The organism is Actinoplanes sp. NPDC051851, assembly GCF_040681165.1.
GTDB lineage: Bacteria > Actinomycetota > Actinomycetes > Mycobacteriales > Micromonosporaceae > Actinoplanes.
This window is the reverse complement of sequence record NZ_JBFAYF010000035.1, coordinates 23,716-41,115: the sequence shown is the minus strand read 5'-3', so window position 1 is coordinate 41,115 and position 17,400 is coordinate 23,716. Positions and strand designations below refer to the sequence as shown.

General features: G+C 71.1%; 20 protein-coding genes. 15 read left to right on the top strand and 5 right to left on the bottom strand.

The features are described from left to right. Positions 1–21 precede the first annotated feature (21 nt). From AB0M08_RS29055 to AB0M08_RS29005, 11 genes are all read left to right on the top strand, one after another. The gene (locus AB0M08_RS29055; RefSeq protein ID WP_364499809.1) at positions 22–432 is read left to right on the top strand and encodes a response regulator; all 411 of its coding nucleotides are present in this window, start codon (positions 22–24) and stop codon (positions 430–432) included. Between the two features lie 123 nt (positions 433–555). Beyond that, positions 556–750 carry a Flp family type IVb pilin gene (locus AB0M08_RS29050; RefSeq protein ID WP_364499806.1) on the top strand — a complete coding sequence of 65 codons (195 nt, stop codon included), beginning with the start codon at positions 556–558 and terminating at the stop codon, positions 748–750. A 130-nt stretch (positions 751–880) separates the two neighbouring features. Then, positions 881–1,258, top strand: coding sequence for a TadE/TadG family type IV pilus assembly protein (locus AB0M08_RS29045; protein ID WP_364499803.1), 378 nt, complete (start codon positions 881–883; stop codon positions 1,256–1,258). Continuing rightward, positions 1,246–2,454 (top strand): Tad domain-containing protein, encoded by a 1,209-nt coding sequence (locus AB0M08_RS29040; protein WP_364499800.1) that lies wholly within the window; start codon positions 1,246–1,248, stop codon positions 2,452–2,454. Before AB0M08_RS29045 ends, AB0M08_RS29040 begins: the two co-directional genes overlap by 13 nt. Before the next feature lie 23 nt (positions 2,455–2,477). Beyond that, on the top strand, positions 2,478–3,317 hold the full coding sequence (locus AB0M08_RS29035) for an RcpC/CpaB family pilus assembly protein (protein WP_364499797.1): 840 nt from the start codon (positions 2,478–2,480) through the stop codon (positions 3,315–3,317). After that, positions 3,314–4,495, top strand: coding sequence for a P-loop NTPase (locus AB0M08_RS29030; RefSeq protein WP_364499794.1), 1,182 nt, complete (start codon positions 3,314–3,316; stop codon positions 4,493–4,495). Before AB0M08_RS29035 ends, AB0M08_RS29030 begins: the two co-directional genes overlap by 4 nt. Beyond that, positions 4,495–5,898, top strand: a complete 1,404-nt coding sequence (locus AB0M08_RS29025; RefSeq protein ID WP_364499791.1) for a CpaF family protein — start codon at positions 4,495–4,497, stop codon at positions 5,896–5,898. Before AB0M08_RS29030 ends, AB0M08_RS29025 begins: the two co-directional genes overlap by 1 nt. Before the next feature lie 6 nt (positions 5,899–5,904). Then, positions 5,905–6,867 carry a type II secretion system F family protein gene (locus tag AB0M08_RS29020; RefSeq protein WP_364499788.1) on the top strand — a complete coding sequence of 321 codons (963 nt, stop codon included), beginning with the start codon at positions 5,905–5,907 and terminating at the stop codon, positions 6,865–6,867. Position 6,868: 1 nt separating this feature from the next. Continuing rightward, the gene (locus AB0M08_RS29015; RefSeq protein WP_364499785.1) at positions 6,869–7,789 is read left to right on the top strand and encodes a type II secretion system F family protein; all 921 of its coding nucleotides are present in this window, start codon (positions 6,869–6,871) and stop codon (positions 7,787–7,789) included. A gap of 42 nt (positions 7,790–7,831) precedes the next feature. Next, positions 7,832–9,091 carry a GAF domain-containing sensor histidine kinase gene (locus AB0M08_RS29010; protein ID WP_364499782.1) on the top strand — a complete coding sequence of 420 codons (1,260 nt, stop codon included), beginning with the start codon at positions 7,832–7,834 and terminating at the stop codon, positions 9,089–9,091. A gap of 91 nt (positions 9,092–9,182) precedes the next feature. Next, entirely contained in the window at positions 9,183–9,737 is a 555-nt protein-coding gene (locus tag AB0M08_RS29005) for a hypothetical protein (RefSeq protein WP_364499780.1), read from the top strand. Positions 9,738–10,151: 414 nt separating this feature from the next. On the opposite strand, the gene AB0M08_RS29000 is transcribed toward AB0M08_RS29005, so the two are convergent. After that, a complete protein-coding gene (locus AB0M08_RS29000) occupies positions 10,152–10,349 on the bottom strand; it encodes a hypothetical protein (protein ID WP_364499777.1) in 198 nt (65 codons plus the stop codon). A gap of 42 nt (positions 10,350–10,391) precedes the next feature. Beyond that, the gene (locus AB0M08_RS28995; RefSeq protein WP_364499774.1) at positions 10,392–11,126 is read right to left on the bottom strand and encodes an NAD(P)H-binding protein; all 735 of its coding nucleotides are present in this window, start codon (positions 11,124–11,126) and stop codon (positions 10,392–10,394) included. Positions 11,127–11,268: 142 nt separating this feature from the next. On the opposite strand from AB0M08_RS28995, the gene AB0M08_RS28990 reads away from it, so the two are divergent. Together AB0M08_RS28990 and AB0M08_RS28985 are read left to right on the top strand one after the other, a co-directional pair. Next, a complete protein-coding gene (locus AB0M08_RS28990; protein WP_364499772.1) occupies positions 11,269–11,622 on the top strand; it encodes a hypothetical protein in 354 nt (117 codons plus the stop codon). 128 nt (positions 11,623–11,750) lie between these two features. Beyond that, positions 11,751–11,987 carry a DNA-binding protein gene (locus AB0M08_RS28985; RefSeq protein WP_364499769.1) on the top strand — a complete coding sequence of 79 codons (237 nt, stop codon included), beginning with the start codon at positions 11,751–11,753 and terminating at the stop codon, positions 11,985–11,987. Positions 11,988–12,112: 125 nt separating this feature from the next. On the opposite strand, the gene AB0M08_RS28980 is transcribed toward AB0M08_RS28985, so the two are convergent. Continuing rightward, positions 12,113–13,246 (bottom strand): TDT family transporter, encoded by a 1,134-nt coding sequence (locus tag AB0M08_RS28980; protein WP_364499766.1) that lies wholly within the window; start codon positions 13,244–13,246, stop codon positions 12,113–12,115. 93 nt (positions 13,247–13,339) lie between these two features. Here AB0M08_RS28980 and AB0M08_RS28975 point away from each other — a divergent pair, with 93 nt between their 5' ends. Then, complete coding sequence (locus AB0M08_RS28975) at positions 13,340–14,251, top strand: LysR family transcriptional regulator (RefSeq protein ID WP_364499763.1); 912 nt, start codon at positions 13,340–13,342, stop codon at positions 14,249–14,251. Between the two features lie 63 nt (positions 14,252–14,314). On the opposite strand, the gene AB0M08_RS28970 is transcribed toward AB0M08_RS28975, so the two are convergent. Further along, positions 14,315–15,448: an MFS transporter gene (locus tag AB0M08_RS28970; RefSeq protein ID WP_364499760.1), complete on the bottom strand. Its 1,134-nt coding sequence runs from the start codon at positions 15,446–15,448 to the stop codon at positions 14,315–14,317. Between the two features lie 54 nt (positions 15,449–15,502). Between AB0M08_RS28970 and AB0M08_RS28965 the strand changes: the two genes are divergently transcribed. Beyond that, entirely contained in the window at positions 15,503–16,228 is a 726-nt protein-coding gene (locus AB0M08_RS28965) for a helix-turn-helix transcriptional regulator (RefSeq protein WP_364499757.1), read from the top strand. On the opposite strand, the gene AB0M08_RS28960 is transcribed toward AB0M08_RS28965, so the two are convergent. After that, positions 16,185–17,123 carry a hypothetical protein gene (locus tag AB0M08_RS28960; RefSeq protein ID WP_364499754.1) on the bottom strand — a complete coding sequence of 313 codons (939 nt, stop codon included), beginning with the start codon at positions 17,121–17,123 and terminating at the stop codon, positions 16,185–16,187. The two genes, AB0M08_RS28965 and AB0M08_RS28960, sit on opposite strands and share 44 nt — an antisense overlap. Between the last annotated feature and the right edge of the window lie 277 nt (positions 17,124–17,400).

Genomic DNA, 17,400 nt, shown 5'->3' with positions numbered 1-17,400 from the left:
CTCGGGGGCGGGGGAGAGACGATGTGGAAAGCAAGCGAGCGTGCTGGCCCGGTGGTCCTGCTGGTCGAGGACGACGAGGATCTCCGTGACCTCACCACGCAGATGCTCGAGATGCGCGAGTTCACGGTGCTGGCCGCGAAGGACCCGGTCAGCGCGCTGATGACCTGCCGGGTGCACAGCGGCAACATCGACATCATGCTGACCGACCTGGGGTTGCCCGGGGTCTCCGGCGGCGAGCTGGCCCGCTCCGCCGCCGCCGTCCGGCCGTCGATGAAGATTGTCTACGTCTCCGGGGTGCCGGAGGACATCGCGATCAAGAAGGGGCTGATCCGTGCCGGATCGCCATTCCTCGCCAAGCCCTACACCGCCGACCGGCTGGCCGGCCTGCTGCGCTCGGTTCTGGCGCAGGACGCGGACGTCTCCCCGCGATAGCGGATCCGCAACCGGAACCACCCTGCCTGCAACCGCCACCGGCTCAGCGATCCGTCCGAGGTATCCGAAGGGAATGGCACGAAGCCGCCGAGCCGGGTGGCCCTTGATAGCAGGGATGCGAACATGGACCAGTTCAAGCTGCTCACCGACTACGTCCGCACCGTTCTCGCCGGTCGCCGGGGTGACGAGGGTGCCACCGCCGTGGAGTACTCGCTCCTCGCGGCCCTCATCGCCGGTGTCTGCATCATCGCGATCAGCGCGTTCGGTACGCACATCGGCGACGTCTTCACCAACCTCACCAACCAGATCAAGTTCTGATCCGGGCGATGCCGTCATCGTCCTGCGGCACAGCACTCCGGACGACGCCCACCCCGGGCCGGCGCGCAAGCCGGCCCGGGGCGCCCGCCGGAGGCGCACGCCCCGGGGCGACGGGCACCGGGACCGTGGGGTGGCCGCCGTCGAGACGGCGATCGTCATGCCCCTGCTCCTGCTGCTGCTCTTCGGCATCGTCGACATGGGCCGGCTGCTGCAGCAGTACATCCAGCTGACCGAGGCGGCCCGGGAGGGTGCCCGGTACGGCGCGCTGAACAGCTCGGTGACCGTGGTGAAGGCCAAGGTCGGCCAGATCGCCGGCACCAGCGCCCTGATCTACCCCACCACCAGCGTGTGCACCGGCTCGTCCGGCGTCGGCACCGACGCGAAGGTCGTGGTCGCCCGGACCTTCGCGCCCATCACGCCGATGGTCGGCCTGGTGAACATGGTCGGCAGCGGCCCCATGAACACCATCGTGATCACCGCTACCGGCGTCATGTCATGCGTCGGCTGATCCCCCGCCTCTCGCTCCCGGAACCGGTCGAGCGGGAGCACGGCAGCATCGTCGCCCTCGTCTCCGTCATGCTCGGCACCGGTGTGCTGCTCGGCATGTGCGCCCTCGTGATCGACATCGGGCTGCTCCAGTTCGAGAAGGAACAGCTGCAGAGCGGCGCGGACGCGGCCTCCTGGAAGGTCGCGCAGTCGTGCGTGAACACCCCGGCCAACTGCACCAACGCGCTGCAACAGGCGAACGCGCAGCTGTACGCGAACCGGAACTCGCGGGACACCGTCTCGACCGTGCAGGTCTGCATCGGCGGGCAGACCTGCCCCACCTGGTCGACGCCGGCACAGTGCAAGACGGCGCCGTACACCACCGGGACCTCGTACAAGTACGTCGAGGTACGCACGTCGACGTTCACGCCGGACAACCGCACCACCATCCCGCCGGTCTTCGCCGGTGCCATCCCCGGCATCAACTACACCGGCACCCGGATGGGCGCGTGCGCCCGGGTCGCCTGGGGCGTGCCGCAGGTCACCACCTCCTCCGCGCTGAGCATCTCGAAGTGCGACTACGACCGGATGACCACCAACGGCACGGTCTTCCAGGGCCTCGGCGCGCTCGACCCGCTGCTCCAGCAGACCGGCGTGTACGGCCTGCTCGGCCTCTCCAGCCCGACCGACGACACGATCGCGATCGCGAACCCGCCGCTCGGCACCTGCCCGGCCAACATCGCGTTCCAGAAGGGCTGGACCTTCCTCAACGGGCCGGGCAACACGCTCCCGGACGCGAACTGCAAGATCTACAACGTCGCGGCGAGCACACCGACCACGAACTACTACTACTCGTCGTCGTCGACGCTGCTCTGGGGCGCCACCACGACCAGCTCCTGCCTCGCCATGCTCGACAGCAGCAAGAACGGCCAGGTCATCCTGGTGCCGATCTGGGATCAGGTGCTCGGCCTGACCAACCTGCTCTCCTCCACGTTCCGGGTGGTCGGCTTCGCGCCGTTCGTGGTGACCGGGCGGGCCACCCTGCTCGGTACGGTCACCCCGCTGCCCAACCTGATCCCGGTGCTGCAACAGGCGACCTGCCTGCTGCAGACCTGCATCTACGGGCATTTCACGAAATCACTCATCCCGCAGCCCATGCCGACCGCCTTCGCGGACACACAGAACTTCGGGGCTACGGTAATCGGCCGCACCGGGTGACCTGTGCTTGAGAAACTGGCGATATGCGACGGCGCATCCTGATCCTGCTGGCCGCGCTCCTCCTGGCTGGGATCAGTGGGGTGGCGGTGCACGCGTACGCCTCGTCGGCCGACCGGCGGGCACTGGAGAGCAAGTCCGGTGTCTGGGTGCTCGTCGCCAAGCAGCGCATCCCGGCGAACACCAGCGGCGCGGAGATCAAGCGCGAGGGGCTCACCGAGCGCCTGCTGGTCCCCGCCGAGACGGTGCCCGAGGGGACCATGACCACCTGGGACGACGACCTGAACAAGCTGCGCCTGGTGACCACCCTCCAGCCCAAGCAGCTGATGATGCGCACGCTGTTCCAGCCGGCCCCGGCCGCACCGAAACACACCGAGCGGATACCCGTACCCAAGAAGTCTCTCGCCGTTTCGGTTCTTCTCAGCGTGGCGCCGCAGGTGGCCGGAAACATCACGGCGGGCGACGAGGTCGCGGTCTACTACACCTACAAGGTGAAGCTGGCGAACGCGGACAAGGACGAGATCCCGATGACCCGGCTCATCCTCCCCCGGGCGAAGGTCATCACCATCGGCGAGGCGGAGCGGCTGCTCACCGAGGCTCCGGAACCCACCGCGCTGCCGAGCGTCACCGCCACCCCGGGCAGTACCCCGATGGTCGGGGCCGCCGCCGAGCAGGCCCTGGCCAGCGCCTCGGCGGTGGAGACCCAGGAGACCGAGCGCTACCTGGTCACGCTCGCGGTCGACGACACCGACTCGCTCCGGCTCATCCACGCCGTGCAGAGCGGGGACCTGTACCTGGCGCTGCTCGGCCCGAACGCGACGCCCTCCACCGGCCCGGCGGTCGACACCAGCTGGGTGGTGCGATGAGCCTCTACGTGTACGTGGAACCCGACGACGAGCGACGGCACCGGTGGACCGCCGAGTTCCAGTCGATCGGCGGCACCATGCTCAAGGACATGACCGAGCTGGAGGCGTACCTGTCCCGGTACCCGGAGAACATGCTGGTCGTGATCGGGGCGCAGGTCGACCTGGACGAGGCGCTGATGTTCACCGCGTACCAGCGACTCCAGCGGCCGCTGATCGGTGTGGTGCTGATCCGGCCCACCGTCGAGCCGGACGTGGTGCTCCGGTGCCTGCAGTCCGGGATCCGGGAGATCGTCGCCGAGGACGACGAGGAGGAGCTGCGCGCCGCCACCGTCCGCTCGGTCGATCTCTCCAAGGCGCTCAGCACCACCCTGCGCGGCAGCGCCGAGCAGGCACCGTACGCCCGGGTGGTCACGGTCTTCGCCGGGAAGGGCGGGTGCGGCCGCAGCGTGGTCGCGGTGAACCTGGCCGTGGCGCTCGCCGGTGGCGGGCGGCGGGTGCTCCTGGTCGACCTGGACCTGCAGTTCGGCGACGTGGCGATGATGATGAAGCTCTCCCCCGAGCGCAGCATCGCCGGCGGTCTCGCGATGGCCGGCCGGCTGGACGAGGCGGGCCTGCGCTCGATCGTCACGGCGTGGCGCAACGGCCTGGACACGCTGCTCGCCCCGGCCAGCCCGGCCGAGGGTGAGCAGGTCCGGCGGGAGTTCGTGGTGGAGCTGCTGGACGTGGCCCGCCCGCTCTACGACTTCATCGTGGTGGACACCCCGGCCGTCGTCACCGACCAGGTGCTCGCCGCGCTCGACATGTCCGACTGGTACGTCCCGATCGTCACCCCGGACCTGCCCACGCTGAAGACGGTGCGCCTCACCTCGGAGATGTTCGACCTGCTGGACTACCCGCGGGACAAACGCCTGCTGGTCTTCAACCGGTCGAACACGCTGGTCGGTCTCAGTCACGCCGAGGTGGAGCTCGCCGTCGGCATGCCGTTCGCGGTGCTGGCCCCCTCCAGCCGCGACGTGCCGGTCTCGGTCAACCAGGGCGAGCCGATCGTGATGACCGACCCGCTGCACCCGTTCAGCCGGGCGATGCGGCAGCTCGCCGACCGGTGCACCGGCGTACAGACCGTGATCGAGGAACCCCGGCGCGGCATGTTCGGCCTGCGGAAGAAGAAGGTGAGCTGATGAGCCTCTCGTCACGCCTCGGCGGCGGCACGCCCCCGAACAGCGGGAACACCAACCAGGGCGCCGAGCGCGGCGGCACCGAGCGGTACCGCGCGGCCGGCCGGGGCCCGGTCGACCAGGTCAACGAGGTCCGGCTGCGGATCCAGCGCCGCCTCGCCGACGAGCTCGGCCCGACCCTGTACGTCAACGCCGCGGCCAGCGACGACCTGGACACCCGGGTCCGCGAGACCCTGAACGACCTGCTCGCCAAGGAGGAGACCCCGCTCTCCGGCACCGACCGGGCCCGGATCATCCGCGAGGTGGTCGACGAGGTGCTCGGCCACGGCCCGATCGAGTCGCTGCTGCGCGACCAGTCGATCAGCGAGGTGATGGTCAACGGGCCGCGGCAGATCTACGTGGAGCGCTTCGGCCGCCTGGAGCTGGTCACCGCCGAGTTCGACGACGAGGCGCACCTGCGGCGGATCATCGACCGGATCTGCTCCCGGGTCGGCCGCCGGGTGGACGAGGCGAGCCCGATGGTCGACGCCCGGCTCCCGGACGGCAGCCGGGTCAACGCCATCGTGCCGCCGATCGCGCTGGACGGCTCCTCGCTGACCATCCGCAAGTTCTCCTCGGTGCCGCTGACCGTCGGCGACCTGCTGAACTACGGCACGCTGACCCGGCAGGCCGCGGAGTTCCTCGAGGGCGCGGTCAAGGGGCGGCGCAACGTCCTGGTCAGCGGGGGTACCGGCTCCGGTAAGACGACGATCCTGAACATCCTCTCCGGCTTCATCCCGCTCGACGAGCGGGTGGTCACCATCGAGGACGCCGCCGAGCTGCAGCTGGGCGGGGAGCACGTGGTCCGCCTGGAGTCGCGCCCGCCGAACTCCGAGGGCCGGGGCACCATCACCACCCGGGACCTGGTCCGTAACTCGCTCCGGATGCGCCCCGACCGGATCGTGGTCGGTGAGGTCCGCGACGCCGCCGCGCTGGACATGCTCCAGGCGATGAACACCGGCCACGACGGCTCGCTGACCACGCTGCACGCCAACACGCCGCGGGACGCGCTGGCCCGGCTGGAGACCATGGTGCTGATGGCCGGCATGGACCTGCCCGCCAAGGCGATCCGTGACCAGATCGCCTCCGCGGTCGACATGATCCTGCAGGTCAGCCGGTTCAAGGACGGCACCCGCAAGATCACTTACATCACCGAGGTGGTGGGCATGGAGTCCGACGTCGTCACCCTTCAGGACATCTTCGTGTACGACGCCACGGCCGGCTCCGAACTGCCCGGTGGCAGTGCCGGAGGCCTGCGGTCGACCGGTATCCGCCCGCAGTTCGCCGACGACCTGCAGATGTACGGCGTGAGCCTGCCGCCCAGCATGTTCACCGGCGGACGGCGCCCCGACCCACCCCGGCGGTGACCCGTGATGAGTCTCGGAATCCTGGCCGCCGTCGCCGCGGCCGGCGCGATGTTCCTGGTCACCTGGGTGGTGCTGCAGGCGACGGTGGGCAAGCCGCCGATCCAGCGCCGGCTCGCCGCACTCCGCCAGTACGCCGTCCAGCGGGAGACCACCAAGCCGCCCCTGATCACCCGGTGGATCGCCGCGAGCGGCCGCCTCGTCGAACGTCTCCCCACCCTGGCCCGTCACGCCGCGAAGGTCGCCCCGCTGCTGGACCGGCTCGGCGGCACCATGCGCCCGGCCGAGTGGATGGCGATCCGCCTGCACGCCGCGGTCGCCGCCGCGATCGTGCTGCCCTTCCTGCTGCCGCCGCTGCTCGGCGTCCCGGCCGGCCTGCTGCTCGGCTTCCTCGGCGCGAACTTCGTGCTCCGCTACCGGATCAAGCACCGGGAGAAGGTCTTCACCGACGAGCTACCCGGCGCCCTGCAGCTGATGATCAGCTCGCTGCGCTCCGGCTTCACCCTGCACCAGGCGATCGAGGCGGCGGTCCGCGACGACGAGGGCCCGGTCGCGGTGGAGCTGCGCCGGGCGCTCTCCGAGTCCCGGATCTCGGGCGAGTTCGAGGAGGCCCTGGAGCGCATCGGCGAACGGCTGAACAGCTCCGAGATGCTCTGGCTGGTGATGGCGCTGCGCCTGCAGAAGGAGGTGGGCGGCAGCCTGGTCGAGGTCATGCAGACCACCGCCGACACCATGCGCGAGCGGGCCTTCCTGCACCGGCACATCCGGTCACTCTCCGGCGAGGGGCGGATCTCCGCGTACGTCCTGGGGTCGATGCCGTTCCTGGCCACCGGCATGATCTGGTTCACCCGGCCGCAGTACCTGAGCCCGATGCTGCACCAGCCGCTGGGCTGGGCGATGATCGGCGGCGCGTCCTTCTCGATGCTGATCGGCGTGATCTGGCTGCGTGCCGTGGTGAAGGTCGAGGTCTGAGGTGACCCCCGCGGTCGTCCTGATCGGCGCGATCGCCGGGATCGTCGCGGCGATCCTGCTGGCCGCGACCGCGGTGGTGCTGCCGCCGCCGCGCCGCGACCAGATCCTGCGGGCGCTCGCCGTCTACGGTGCCGGCATCACCGTGACCCGTACCCGGGGCAACCGGCTGGGCGCCCGGCTGCGGTCGATCGCCCGGCTGGTGCTGGAGCGGCTCGGCGAGCTCTTCACCACCACGGCCGACCGGCACCGGCTGACCCGGCTGCTGGACTACGCGGGAAACCCGCCGAACTGGCCGCTGAACCGGATGATCCGGGTCCGGCCGCTCGCCGCCGGGGCCACCTGCGTCTTCGCCGCGCTGATCGGCCAGGTGCTCCGGGGCGGCGCCGGCGCCGGGCTGGGCGCGATAGTGGGGCTGGTGGTGGGCTTCTTCGTCCCGCAGTACCTCCTCTACAACAAGGGCGTGGACCGGCAGAAACGGCTGCTCCGGTCGCTGCCGGACGTGATGGACGCGCTGGTCATCGGCGTGGAGGCGGGCCTGGGCCTGGATTCGGCGATGGACCAGGTGGCGCGGACCATGGCCGGGCCGACCGCGGACGAGATGAACCGGGTGCTCCAGGAGATGCGGCTCGGCGTGGCCCGGGCGGACGCGCTGCGCTCGATGTCCGCGCGTACCACGGTCCGGGACCTGAAACGCCTGGTCACCGCGCTGGTGCAGGCCGGTGAGCTGGGCATCTCGGTGGCCAACATCCTCCGCGAGCACGCCGCCGACCAGCGGGTACGCCGTCGCCAGCGGGCCGAGGAGCTGGCCCAGAAGATCCCGGTCAAGCTGATCTTCCCGGTGATGTTCTGCATGCTCCCGGCGATCTTCGTGGTGCTGGTCGGGCCGGCCGCCCTCCAGCTGAAGGACGCCTTCAGCAAGTAGGAGCCGTGCTAAGGATCCCCGGTGGGACGCCGATGAACGGGTGTGTCCGCCACCCTCCTCCTCCCGCTCGAACGGGAGCGCCTCGCCGCGCTGCACGAGTACGAGCTGCTCGACCAGCCCGCCGACGACGAACTCTCCGCCGTCGTCCGGGTCGCGGCCATGATCGCCGACATGCCGACCGCCAGCCTCAACCTGATCGACGAGAACCGGCAGTGCCAGCTCACCACGGTCGGCTTCGACGGCGCGGACACCCCACGAACCTCGTCCATGTGCGACGTGCACTTCCGCACCGGGCACACCGTGCACACCCCGGACGCCCGGCTGCACCCGTCGTACGAGCACAACCCGTGGGTCGACGGCCGCCTGCACACCGTGCGCAGCTACACGTCGGTGCCACTGATCACGCCGAGCGGGCATGCCCTCGGTACGCTCTGCGTGTTCGACGTCGTACCCAAGAAGCTCGACGAACGGCAGCTGAGGCGCCTCGAAGACCTGGGCGACGTCCTGGTCTCGCTCTTCGAACGCCGCCGTCAGGCGCGGCTCAACGCGGCCCTGGCCATCGCCGCGGCCCTCGGCGAGCGGCAGCTGCAGGCCGCGGTGACCGAGCTGGAGCGCTCGAACGACGAGCTGGAGGGCTTCGCCGCCGCGGTCAGCCACGACCTGGTCCGCCCGCTCGCCGGCGCGCACGGCTACCTGGAGATGCTCCACGCGCTGTACGCCCCGCAGCTGGACGACCGCGGCGCCAAGTGGGTGGACGGCTCGCTGCGCGCCGTCGAACGGATGCAGCAGCTGGTCCAGGCCCTGCTCAACTACGCCCGAGCCGGCCACGCGCCGTGCGTGCCGCACCAGGTGGACCTGGCCGACGTGATGTCCCAGGTCACCGCCGACCTGCACACGCTGGTCGAGAGCACCGGCGCCGAGGTGACCACCGAAGGCCGGCTGCCGGTGGTCTCCGGTGACCCGACGCTGCTCCGCCAGCTGCTGCAGAACCTGGTCGACAATGCGATCAAATACCGTCACCCGGACCGTACGCCACGGATCCGGGTCGGCTGCTCCCCCGCGCCCGGCGGCTGGACCGTCACGGTGGCCGACAACGGGATGGGCATCCCGGCCGAGCACCGGGACCGGATCTTCGACATGTTCGCGCAGGTCGACCCGGAGTCCCGGAAGGGCTACGGCATCGGTCTGGCCACCTGTCTGCGCATCGCCGAGCGTCACGGCGGCGGCATCACGCTCGCCGACACCCCGGGCGGCGGCACGACGATCCGCTTGAACCTGCAATCGCGTCCAGGTGATGAATGAAGTTACGTTCTCTTTGCAAGGTCTTGCATGGATGGATGATCCCGATAGGTTGGGAACGCCCATAATCCACCGTGCACTCCTCAGGAGAGCTATGCGTTCCATCAGCAAGTTCTTGCTGGCGCTGCTCGTCGGTCTCACCGGCGTGCTGGCGGCAGTGAGCCCCGCCCAGGCCGCGTCCACCCCCGAATCCCTCGGCGGACTCGACCTCGGCGCGTACTGCCGGTCGATCGGCTACAGCGACGCGACCCTCACCGGGTCGACCGCCTACGACTGGCACTGCGTCTCCGGCGACGGCGCCCTGGCCGACCTCACCTTCGAGGCCGCCTGCCAGTGGGCGTACTCGACCTCCGAGGCCGTCGACCGGATCGGCGACTTCACCGATCCCACGTCGGCCGGCTGCTGGCGGGTCACCGCCACGGTCGTCACCCCGGACTTCGAGAACTACTGCACGTCCACCGGCCACAGCGCGTCGATCCTGGTCGGCACCACGGTCTACGACTGGCAGTGCGTCTCGTACAGCCGAGCCGGCCCGACCTACTACGCGATCAGCCTGCCCACGGTCTGCGCGTACACGACCGGCACCACCGCCACGATCGACCGTTTCGTGAACTACTACGACGCGACGACATGGCAGTGCCGGGTCTGACCGGATAGGACCATGCGGGGGTGGCGCCGGGCGCGCCGCCCCCGCTTCCCTCTCCCGTACGCATCCACGCCGCGTCTCATCCCGCCGCCGGGCGTCGGCCACCCGTCAGGGGTTGCCGGAGCCGATTCGCTCGAACCTGGCCGGCACTCCCGGGTGAGACACCCCGGATCGCCAGCCGGACCGGCCCGAGACACCCCGGATCGCCAGCCGACCGGCCGAGGTGCCCCGGACCGCTGGCTCACCGCCCGCGGGGTACCGCCCGGCCGGGTCCACGAACGAACCCCGGCGGGCGGAGTCGACGATCCGCAGACGGCGAGTGTTCGGGCGGGCACCCTGTCAGCCCGGGCCCGGCGACTGGCGTCCAGGGGTGCCTGGAGCTGGCGGGGACACCCGCGGGCCCCAGCCGGAGTCAGGTCAGCGGCGGGAGAGGGCCCGGGCGGCCTGGGTGAAGCAGAGCACGACGAAACCGGGGCCGGCCGTGAGGATCGCCGCGCTGCTGAGCCTCTCGCGGTGCGCGATGAAGCCGATCACGCCGGCGGCGACCAGCAGGACTCCGAGGATCGTCGCCGCGACGATGGCACGCTGCGGGCCGGGAGCGGTGTCAGGAGTCACGGGCTGCACCCTTCCACTGTAGTCCTTTTCGGACGCTGTGGGTCATGCGGTGAGCCACTCGGTGAAGGTCTGGGTGCCGCGGGAGCCCGGTGTGGCCGGCAGGATGCCGCCGGTGGACATGGCTCTACCGGCCGGGCCGGGCAGGGGGATCTCCAGGACCAGCTTGCGGAGGCCACGGTGGCGGCTCAGGGTCCGCACCAGGTCGGCCATCCGCAGGGTCTCCGGGCCGGCCAGGTCGGGGGCGCGGCCGAGCGGGGCGGACGCGGCCAGGTGGATCAGCTCGGCGGCCACCTCGGCGGCGGCGACCGGGCGGCTGAGCATCCTCGGGACCACGGCGATCGGGCCGGAGGAGCGCTCCAGCATCTGGGCGGCGAACTCGTGGAACTGGGTGGCGCGCAGCACCGTGACCGGGACCGCGCCGGCCAGGGCGATCTCCTCCTGGTGGAGTTTGGCCTGGTAGTAGCCCCACGGGACGCGGTCGACGCCGACGATCGAGAGCAGCACGTGGTGCTTGACGCCGGCGCGTTCCTCGGCGGCCAGCAGGGTGCGGGTCACCGTCTCGAAGAAGCGGGTCGCCGTGGCGCGGCGCAGGGTCTCGATGTTGGACACGTCGATCACCGCGTCGACGTCCTTCAGCGCGGCGTCCAGGCCCGCGCCGGTGGTCAGGTCGACGCCCACCGAGCGGGCGATGACGACGACGTCGTGGCCGGCCTCGCGAGCCTGGGCCACCACCAGCCTGCCGATCCAGCCGGTTCCCCCGGCGACCGCGATGCGCATGGTCTACACCCTTCCTGGGTTGTACGTCCTACCGCGGAGAGGACGGGACACCCCACCCGAATGTGACTGTGGGCGCGCTCACGTCGTACCGGAGAAATGTCGGTGGTCCCTGGAAGGATGCGCGTCGGCGAGGGGGATCGGCATGGGACCGGACGATCGGGACCTCGATCGCGGGTGGCGGGGTCTCTGCGGGTTCGAGCGGGACGGCCATCACGACCACGGGAGTCAGGGGCGGCACGAGATCATCGAGCAGGTCCGCGCGGTGGTGACGGTGCTCGACGGGAAGGACCCCGGAAGGCCGCGGGCGGTGCTCGGCGGGAAGGAGCCGGACGGACTGCGGGCGGTCGGGCCGAACCGGGCGCCGCGGCTGCCGGTGGAGACCTGGAAACTGCCGCTCCTGCTCGACACCGGACGGCTGCTCGTCGTACCGCGCCCGCTGCCGGAGCACTTCGCCGCCGCGTGGGCCCGGGTCACCGCCGGAAAGGTCCCACGATGACCGCTGATATACCACTGTCACCCGGCAGAGGCGGCATTCTCGGCATGGGGTTATCACGCGGAATGTGGGAAATCGCCGACCGGAACGGTGTCGTCTGCCAGCTTGGCGGGCGCCTATAGTCATGGGGCATGAGGAACAGCGGGCTCCAGCTGCTCGGAGCACACGAGATACGACTGCGGCTGGGCGGCCGGATCAGCCGCCAGCGAGTGCACAGCCTGACGAACAGAGCGTCCTTCCCGGAGCCGGTGGCGCGGCTCAAACAGGGCAAGGTCTGGCTCACCGAGGAGGTCGACGCGTGGATCGCCGCCTATCGTGACCGCTCCTGCCCGCCACCGCAGGAGCCTCCCGACAAGAGTCCCGGATAGCGAGCCCTCCGTCGCCGAGACGCCCGCGCCCGCCGGGCCGCCCACTCACGGCGGGCGCGGGCGGGCGTCGGCGGGCAGGGGCGTCGGCGGGCAAGGCGGTGTGGGGTGGTGTGGGCGCGAAGCCGTCAGAGCGGGCGCGGGACCATACCCCGGTTCAGCGCGCGAACGGTGCGCAGGGCGACGGTCGCCCAGGCGGCCACCAGGCCGAGGTAGAAGAGGACCGCGAGCACGGCGAGAAGCACCGAACCCGTGTGCGCGGCGAGGGCGGAGGTGGCGGTGACGCAGGTCCCCACCGGGAAGGTGAAGGACCACCAGCCGAGCGAGAACGGCAGCCCGGCACGGATGGTGCGGACGGTCACCGCCCCGGCCAGCGCCGCCCACAACAGAGCGAAACCCCAGACCGGAAGACCGAAGACAACCCCAAAGGCGACAAACGCTCTCCCGTACGGGCTGGGCAGTGCGTCTGCGCCCGCCGCCCCGAGCAGGTTGGCGGCCGTGACCGACTGGCCGAGCGGGCCCAGCACGATCCAGAGGGTGGGCACCAGGGCGGCGGGGCCCACCCGGTGCGCGGCCAGGCGCTGCCAGATCAGGGTGATCACGACCAGCGCCGCGACGAGGCTCAGCCCGAACATCGCCCAGCAGAGCACGACCAGCGTCAGCCGGAGCTGCCCGGCGGGAAGGTAGGGGACGAGCAGCGCCCCGGTGGCCGCCGACACCATCGGCGGCACGACCGGCACCAGCCACCCACCGAACGCGGCGGGCACGGCAGGCATGGCGGGTATGGCGGGTATGGCGGGTATGGCGGGCTGGGCGGGAGCGGTGAACTGCCGGAAGGGGACGGCGATCGCGGTGACCAGGCCGGATATCGTGCCGAGGGTCCAGAGGACGGCGTGCACGGTCAGCGCGGCGGGCAGGCCGATCACGTCGCGGCCGATCAGCAGGGTGGCGGCGCCGACACTGATCAGGGCCATCGGGAAGGTGCCGTAGAAGTGGGACACCACCGGGTCGGCCCGGTGGGCCAGCCAGCCGCGCGGGTTGCGCAGGGTGCCGGTGAGCAGCACCGCGAGCAGGGCCACCGCCAGCAGCCAGACGGCGATGGCGAAGTCCCGCAGTCCGGGGAACCGCCACGGCAGCGAGGCGGCCGCGGTCGCGACGATCCCGGTACCCATCACGGCCGCGTACCAGTTCGGCACCGGCCCGGGCGGGGCGACGGCGGCGGACGGTTGCGGCGGGCGGCGGACCTGAAGCGGCGTGGTCATGGGACCACTCTCACCGAGCCACGGCGTACCGGGTAGCGGGCGAGATCTTGTGGGATCACAAACAAGAGTTGTGACGGCGTACCATCGGAAGCTGTGGGTCTGAGTGAACGGATGCCGGAGCTCTCCGCGCTGGAACTGCTGCTCTCGGTGGCACGGACCGGGACGCTGAGTGCGGCGGGGCGGGAGGCGGGCCTCACCCAGCAGGCGGCGTCGGCACGGCTCGCGGCGCTCGAGGCGCGGACCGGGGTGCGGCTGGCGACCCGGACCACCCGCGGCGCGCGCCTGACACCCGAGGGAGTGGTGGTCGCGCAGTGGGCGGACCGGCTGCTGCGGCTCGCCGAGGAGGTGGACGCGGGGCTGGCGGCGCTGCGCGAGGACAGCCGGAACCGGGTACGCGTCAGCGCGAGCCTCACGGTCGCCGAGCACCTGCTGCCCGGGTGGCTGGTCGGGATGCGGGCGGATGCCGTACGGCGGGGCGAGTCACCGGCCCAGGTGGTACTCACCGCGACCAATAGTGATCACGTGATCGAGCAGGTGCTGGACGGGTCGGCGGATCTCGGCTTCATCGAGGGGCCGACCGTGCCGCCCGGGGTGCGCAGCCGGGTGGTCGGGCAGGACGACCTCGTGCTGGTGGTGCCGCCGGGGCACCCGTGGGCGCGGCGCCGGACCCCGATCACGGCGGCCGAGCTGGGCGGGACGGCGCTGGTGACCCGGGAACGCGGGTCCGGCACCCGGGACTTCCTGGCCGCGGCGCTGCGCCGGGCGAACGCCGAGCCGGCCGAGCCCGCGCTGGAGCTCTCGACCACGGCGGCGGTCCGGGCGGCGGTGCTGGCCGGGGCCGCGCCCGCGGTGCTCAGCCGGCTCGCGGTCGGCAACGACCTCCGGCAGGTCGCGGTACAGGGCCTGGACCTGCGCCGCGACCTGCGGGCGATCTGGACGGGCGCGCGGACGCCGCCGCCCGGAGCGGTCCGCACCCTCCTGAGCCACGTCGGCAAGCCGGGCTGAGACGCCAGCCGCAGCTTCTCGAAGACACCGCTTCTCGAAGACACCGCTTCTTCGAGGGCCCGGTCAGGCCATGACGCCGCTTTTCGAGGGCGCGGGAGCGGTCAGCAGCAGGCCCAGCAGCAGCGCCGGGAGCGGGGCCAGGCAGAGCAGCCAGAACACGCCCTGCGGGCCGTGGTGCTGGGCCGTCAGCCCGAAGAACGGCGCGAAGAGCCCGCCGATGCTCACCCCGAGCCCCAGGGTGACCCCGGCCGCCGTGCCGGGCTTCGACGGCAGGTAGTCCTGACCGAGTTTGACCAGTACGGCGAAGGGCAGGTTCCAGGCGATCCCGGTCATCGCCGCGAAGACCAGCGGGGCCCAGGCGCCCGGGGTCAGCAGCATGCCGAGCAGGGCCGGGAGGGCGAGGGCCGCGCCGAGCTGGATGGTGCGGATCGCGCCGATCCGGTCCGCGAGCCGCCCGCCGAGCAGCGTCCCCAGCACGCCACCGACCAGGAAGACCGCGAGCGCCACCCCGGCGAGCGTCTTACCCGCACCCAAGGACGTGATCCAGTAGATCCCGATGAAGGTGTTCACCGCGAAGAACGCCGCGGAACGGACCACCTCGATCCCGATGAGCGCGAGGAACGGCCGCCACCGGCTCGCGCCGTCCCGTGCCGCCGCGTGCGAGGCGACCGTACCCCGGGAGGAGAGCAGCACCAGGGTGGTGACCAGCGCCAGCGGGATGAAGACCGCGGTGCCCCGCAGGCCGAGGGCGAGCAGCACCGGCGTGGCCAGCACCGGCGCCAGGAAGAACCCGATGCTCCCGCCCGCCGCGAAGACGCTCATCGCCGCGGTGCTGTCCCCCGCCGCGGCCCGGGCCGACCGCCCCGCCGCCGGGTGGAACATCGCCACGCCGAGCCCGGAGAGCAGGATCAGGCTCCAGACCACCGGGTAGACCGGGATCAGCCCGGAGAGGCCGAACCCCAGACCCGCGAGGGCCACCCCGGCGGGGGCGAGCCAGTCCAGCCGGTACCGGTCGACCAGCACCCCGATCACCGGCTGCGGCAGCGAACTCCCGAGCGCGGCGGCCAGCGTCAACCCGGAGATCGCCACGTAGCTGTACCCGTGGTCAAGCACGAAGTACGGCAGCACCGCCGGGACCAGCCCCTGATACAGATCGTCGACGGCGTGGGCGCTCCCCCACAGCCACATCCTCTTCATACCGTTCAGGCTGCCGACTCCGCGGGGTGCGGACTTCCGATATTCTGCCGAGTCATGTCGGTAAACCGCCTCGCGCACCGGGAACGCATCGACTGGCACGACCACACCACCCACCAGCTGGTCCACCCGCTCCGCGGCGTCCTCCAGGTCACCACCGGGCGCGGCACCTGGGTGGTGCCGCCGACCCGCGCCGTCTGGCTTCCCGCGAACGTGCCGCACACCCACCAGGCGCACGGGCCGACCGAGATGCGCTCGCTCATCTTCACGACGGCGGTTCAGGTCACCTTCGAGGAGCCCACGGTGCTCACCGTCGAGCCACTGCTCCGGGAGGTGATCCGCACGCTGAGCGACGAGCGGACGGACCTCTCCCCGGAACTCCGGCATCATCTGGAGCAGGTGGCCCTGCATCAGCTGCGCAGCGCGGAGACCCTGCCCCTGCGGTTGCCCACCCCCACCGACCCGCGCCTGGTCCGGCTCTGCGCGATGCTCGCCGCCGACCCGGCCGACCCGCGGCCGCTGCGCGAGCTGGGGCGCGAGGTGGGCGCCGCGGAGCGTACGCTCAGCCGCCTCTTCCGCGACGAGACCGGCTTCACGTTCCCGCAGTGGCGGGGCAGGCTCCGGCTGCACCACGCGATGCTGCTGCTCGCCACCGGGCTGCCGGTCACCCGGGTCGCGGCGGACGCCGGTTACGCCAGCCCGAGCGCGTTCATCGAGGCGTTCCGGCTGGTCTTCGGGATCACGCCCGGCCGATGGGCAGGCGGTGGCGAACCCGCTTCTTGAGTCGTGTCAGCATGTCCCCCCGGCTCTTCTCGATCTGGCCGTGCAGCTCCTCGGCGTACCCGAGAAGTCCGATGATCGTCTCCAGGGCGGTCTCCATCACCTGCTTCTCGGTGAGCTCGTCGAAGGAGACGCCCTCGCGCATGTCGGCCGGGCGCAGCTCGTCGAGGTCGCCGACGATGTGGCACGGATAGTCCCGGAGCTCCTTGATCCGCTCCTCGGTCAGGTCCAGGATCCACTGCGTCCGGTTCGCCCCGATGCTGAACTTCATGTCGTTCTTCGAGTTCTTCAGCACCGGGTTGACCAGGTGCCGCAGCACACCCCGCCGGTACGGCATCCGGTGCGGGTACCGGTCCCCGAGCGCGTGGTTGAGCCGGCGCAGCAGTTCGATCTCGGGCGCGCCCAGCGATGGGTTGGCGTGCTGCTCGCCGATCTCGCAGACCCCGTCGCCGATCCCGACCACGCCGGCGAACCGCTCCCAGAGCACCGTCTCGGGCGCGCCGGGCGGCGGCATGGTGATGATGTGGCGGCGCTCCGGCGGGACCAGGTCGCCCCAGCGCAGCAGCATCCGGTTCGCGGTGTGGTTCCAGAAGGCGTCGTGCCGCCCCTCCTCGATCGCCTTGAGGAACTCCTCGAAGCTCCAGAGGCTGCGCGAGCGCACGCTCTCCTGCCACATCGACGGCAGGGTCCGCCACAGGTCCCGGCCGACCACCACGATGTGCACCTCGGCCGGCTGCAGGCTCTCCACCGCACGGGCGGCCTGCGCGGCGGTGGCCCCGCCCAGCCCCTCGTTCGTGATGATCACGTCGTCCGGCCACTTGCGGGCGGCGGCGATCAGCCCGTCCCAGGTCCAGGTCGCCTCCGGGTCACGCCACGGCACCTGCCGCAGGTCCGCCATCGCCTGATCCTGGGCCTTCCGGCTGGCGGGCAACAGAATTCCGGCGCGTTTGAGTGATTCCTTATTGTTCCACAGCACATTCTGGATAAAGGTGCTACCCGTCTTGGGTGCACCGATGTGAATGTAAACGCGTCTACTCATTGCCGTCTTTCCCCTGGCAGAACCTTGATCACGCCCCCGTTGAGGGACCAGCCTGGCACATGAACGAGGGGTATCAAAACATGTTGTTTATAGGTAGTTGAAATTCATGTAAACGGCCCGTGATGTTCAACGACTG

Coding starts and splice junctions, on each gene's coding strand:
- AB0M08_RS29005 (WP_364499780.1), top strand. CDS start 9,183: ATGCGTTCCATCAGCAAGTTCTTGCTGGCGCTGCTCGTCGGTCTCACC.
- AB0M08_RS28985 (WP_364499769.1), top strand. CDS start 11,751: ATGAGGAACAGCGGGCTCCAGCTGCTCGGAGCACACGAGATACGACTG.
- AB0M08_RS29030 (WP_364499794.1), top strand. CDS start 3,314: ATGAGCCTCTACGTGTACGTGGAACCCGACGACGAGCGACGGCACCGG.
- AB0M08_RS29055 (WP_364499809.1), top strand. CDS start 22: ATGTGGAAAGCAAGCGAGCGTGCTGGCCCGGTGGTCCTGCTGGTCGAG.
- AB0M08_RS28965 (WP_364499757.1), top strand. CDS start 15,503: ATGTCGGTAAACCGCCTCGCGCACCGGGAACGCATCGACTGGCACGAC.
- AB0M08_RS29020 (WP_364499788.1), top strand. CDS start 5,905: ATGAGTCTCGGAATCCTGGCCGCCGTCGCCGCGGCCGGCGCGATGTTC.
- AB0M08_RS28995 (WP_364499774.1), bottom strand. CDS start 11,126: ATGCGCATCGCGGTCGCCGGGGGAACCGGCTGGATCGGCAGGCTGGTG.
- AB0M08_RS29050 (WP_364499806.1), top strand. CDS start 556: ATGGACCAGTTCAAGCTGCTCACCGACTACGTCCGCACCGTTCTCGCC.
- AB0M08_RS28970 (WP_364499760.1), bottom strand. CDS start 15,448: ATGAAGAGGATGTGGCTGTGGGGGAGCGCCCACGCCGTCGACGATCTG.
- AB0M08_RS29025 (WP_364499791.1), top strand. CDS start 4,495: ATGAGCCTCTCGTCACGCCTCGGCGGCGGCACGCCCCCGAACAGCGGG.
- AB0M08_RS28960 (WP_364499754.1), bottom strand. CDS start 17,123: ATGGCGGACCTGCGGCAGGTGCCGTGGCGTGACCCGGAGGCGACCTGG.
- AB0M08_RS29040 (WP_364499800.1), top strand. CDS start 1,246: ATGCGTCGGCTGATCCCCCGCCTCTCGCTCCCGGAACCGGTCGAGCGG.
- AB0M08_RS28990 (WP_364499772.1), top strand. CDS start 11,269: ATGGGACCGGACGATCGGGACCTCGATCGCGGGTGGCGGGGTCTCTGC.
- AB0M08_RS28980 (WP_364499766.1), bottom strand. CDS start 13,246: ATGACCACGCCGCTTCAGGTCCGCCGCCCGCCGCAACCGTCCGCCGCC.
- AB0M08_RS29035 (WP_364499797.1), top strand. CDS start 2,478: ATGCGACGGCGCATCCTGATCCTGCTGGCCGCGCTCCTCCTGGCTGGG.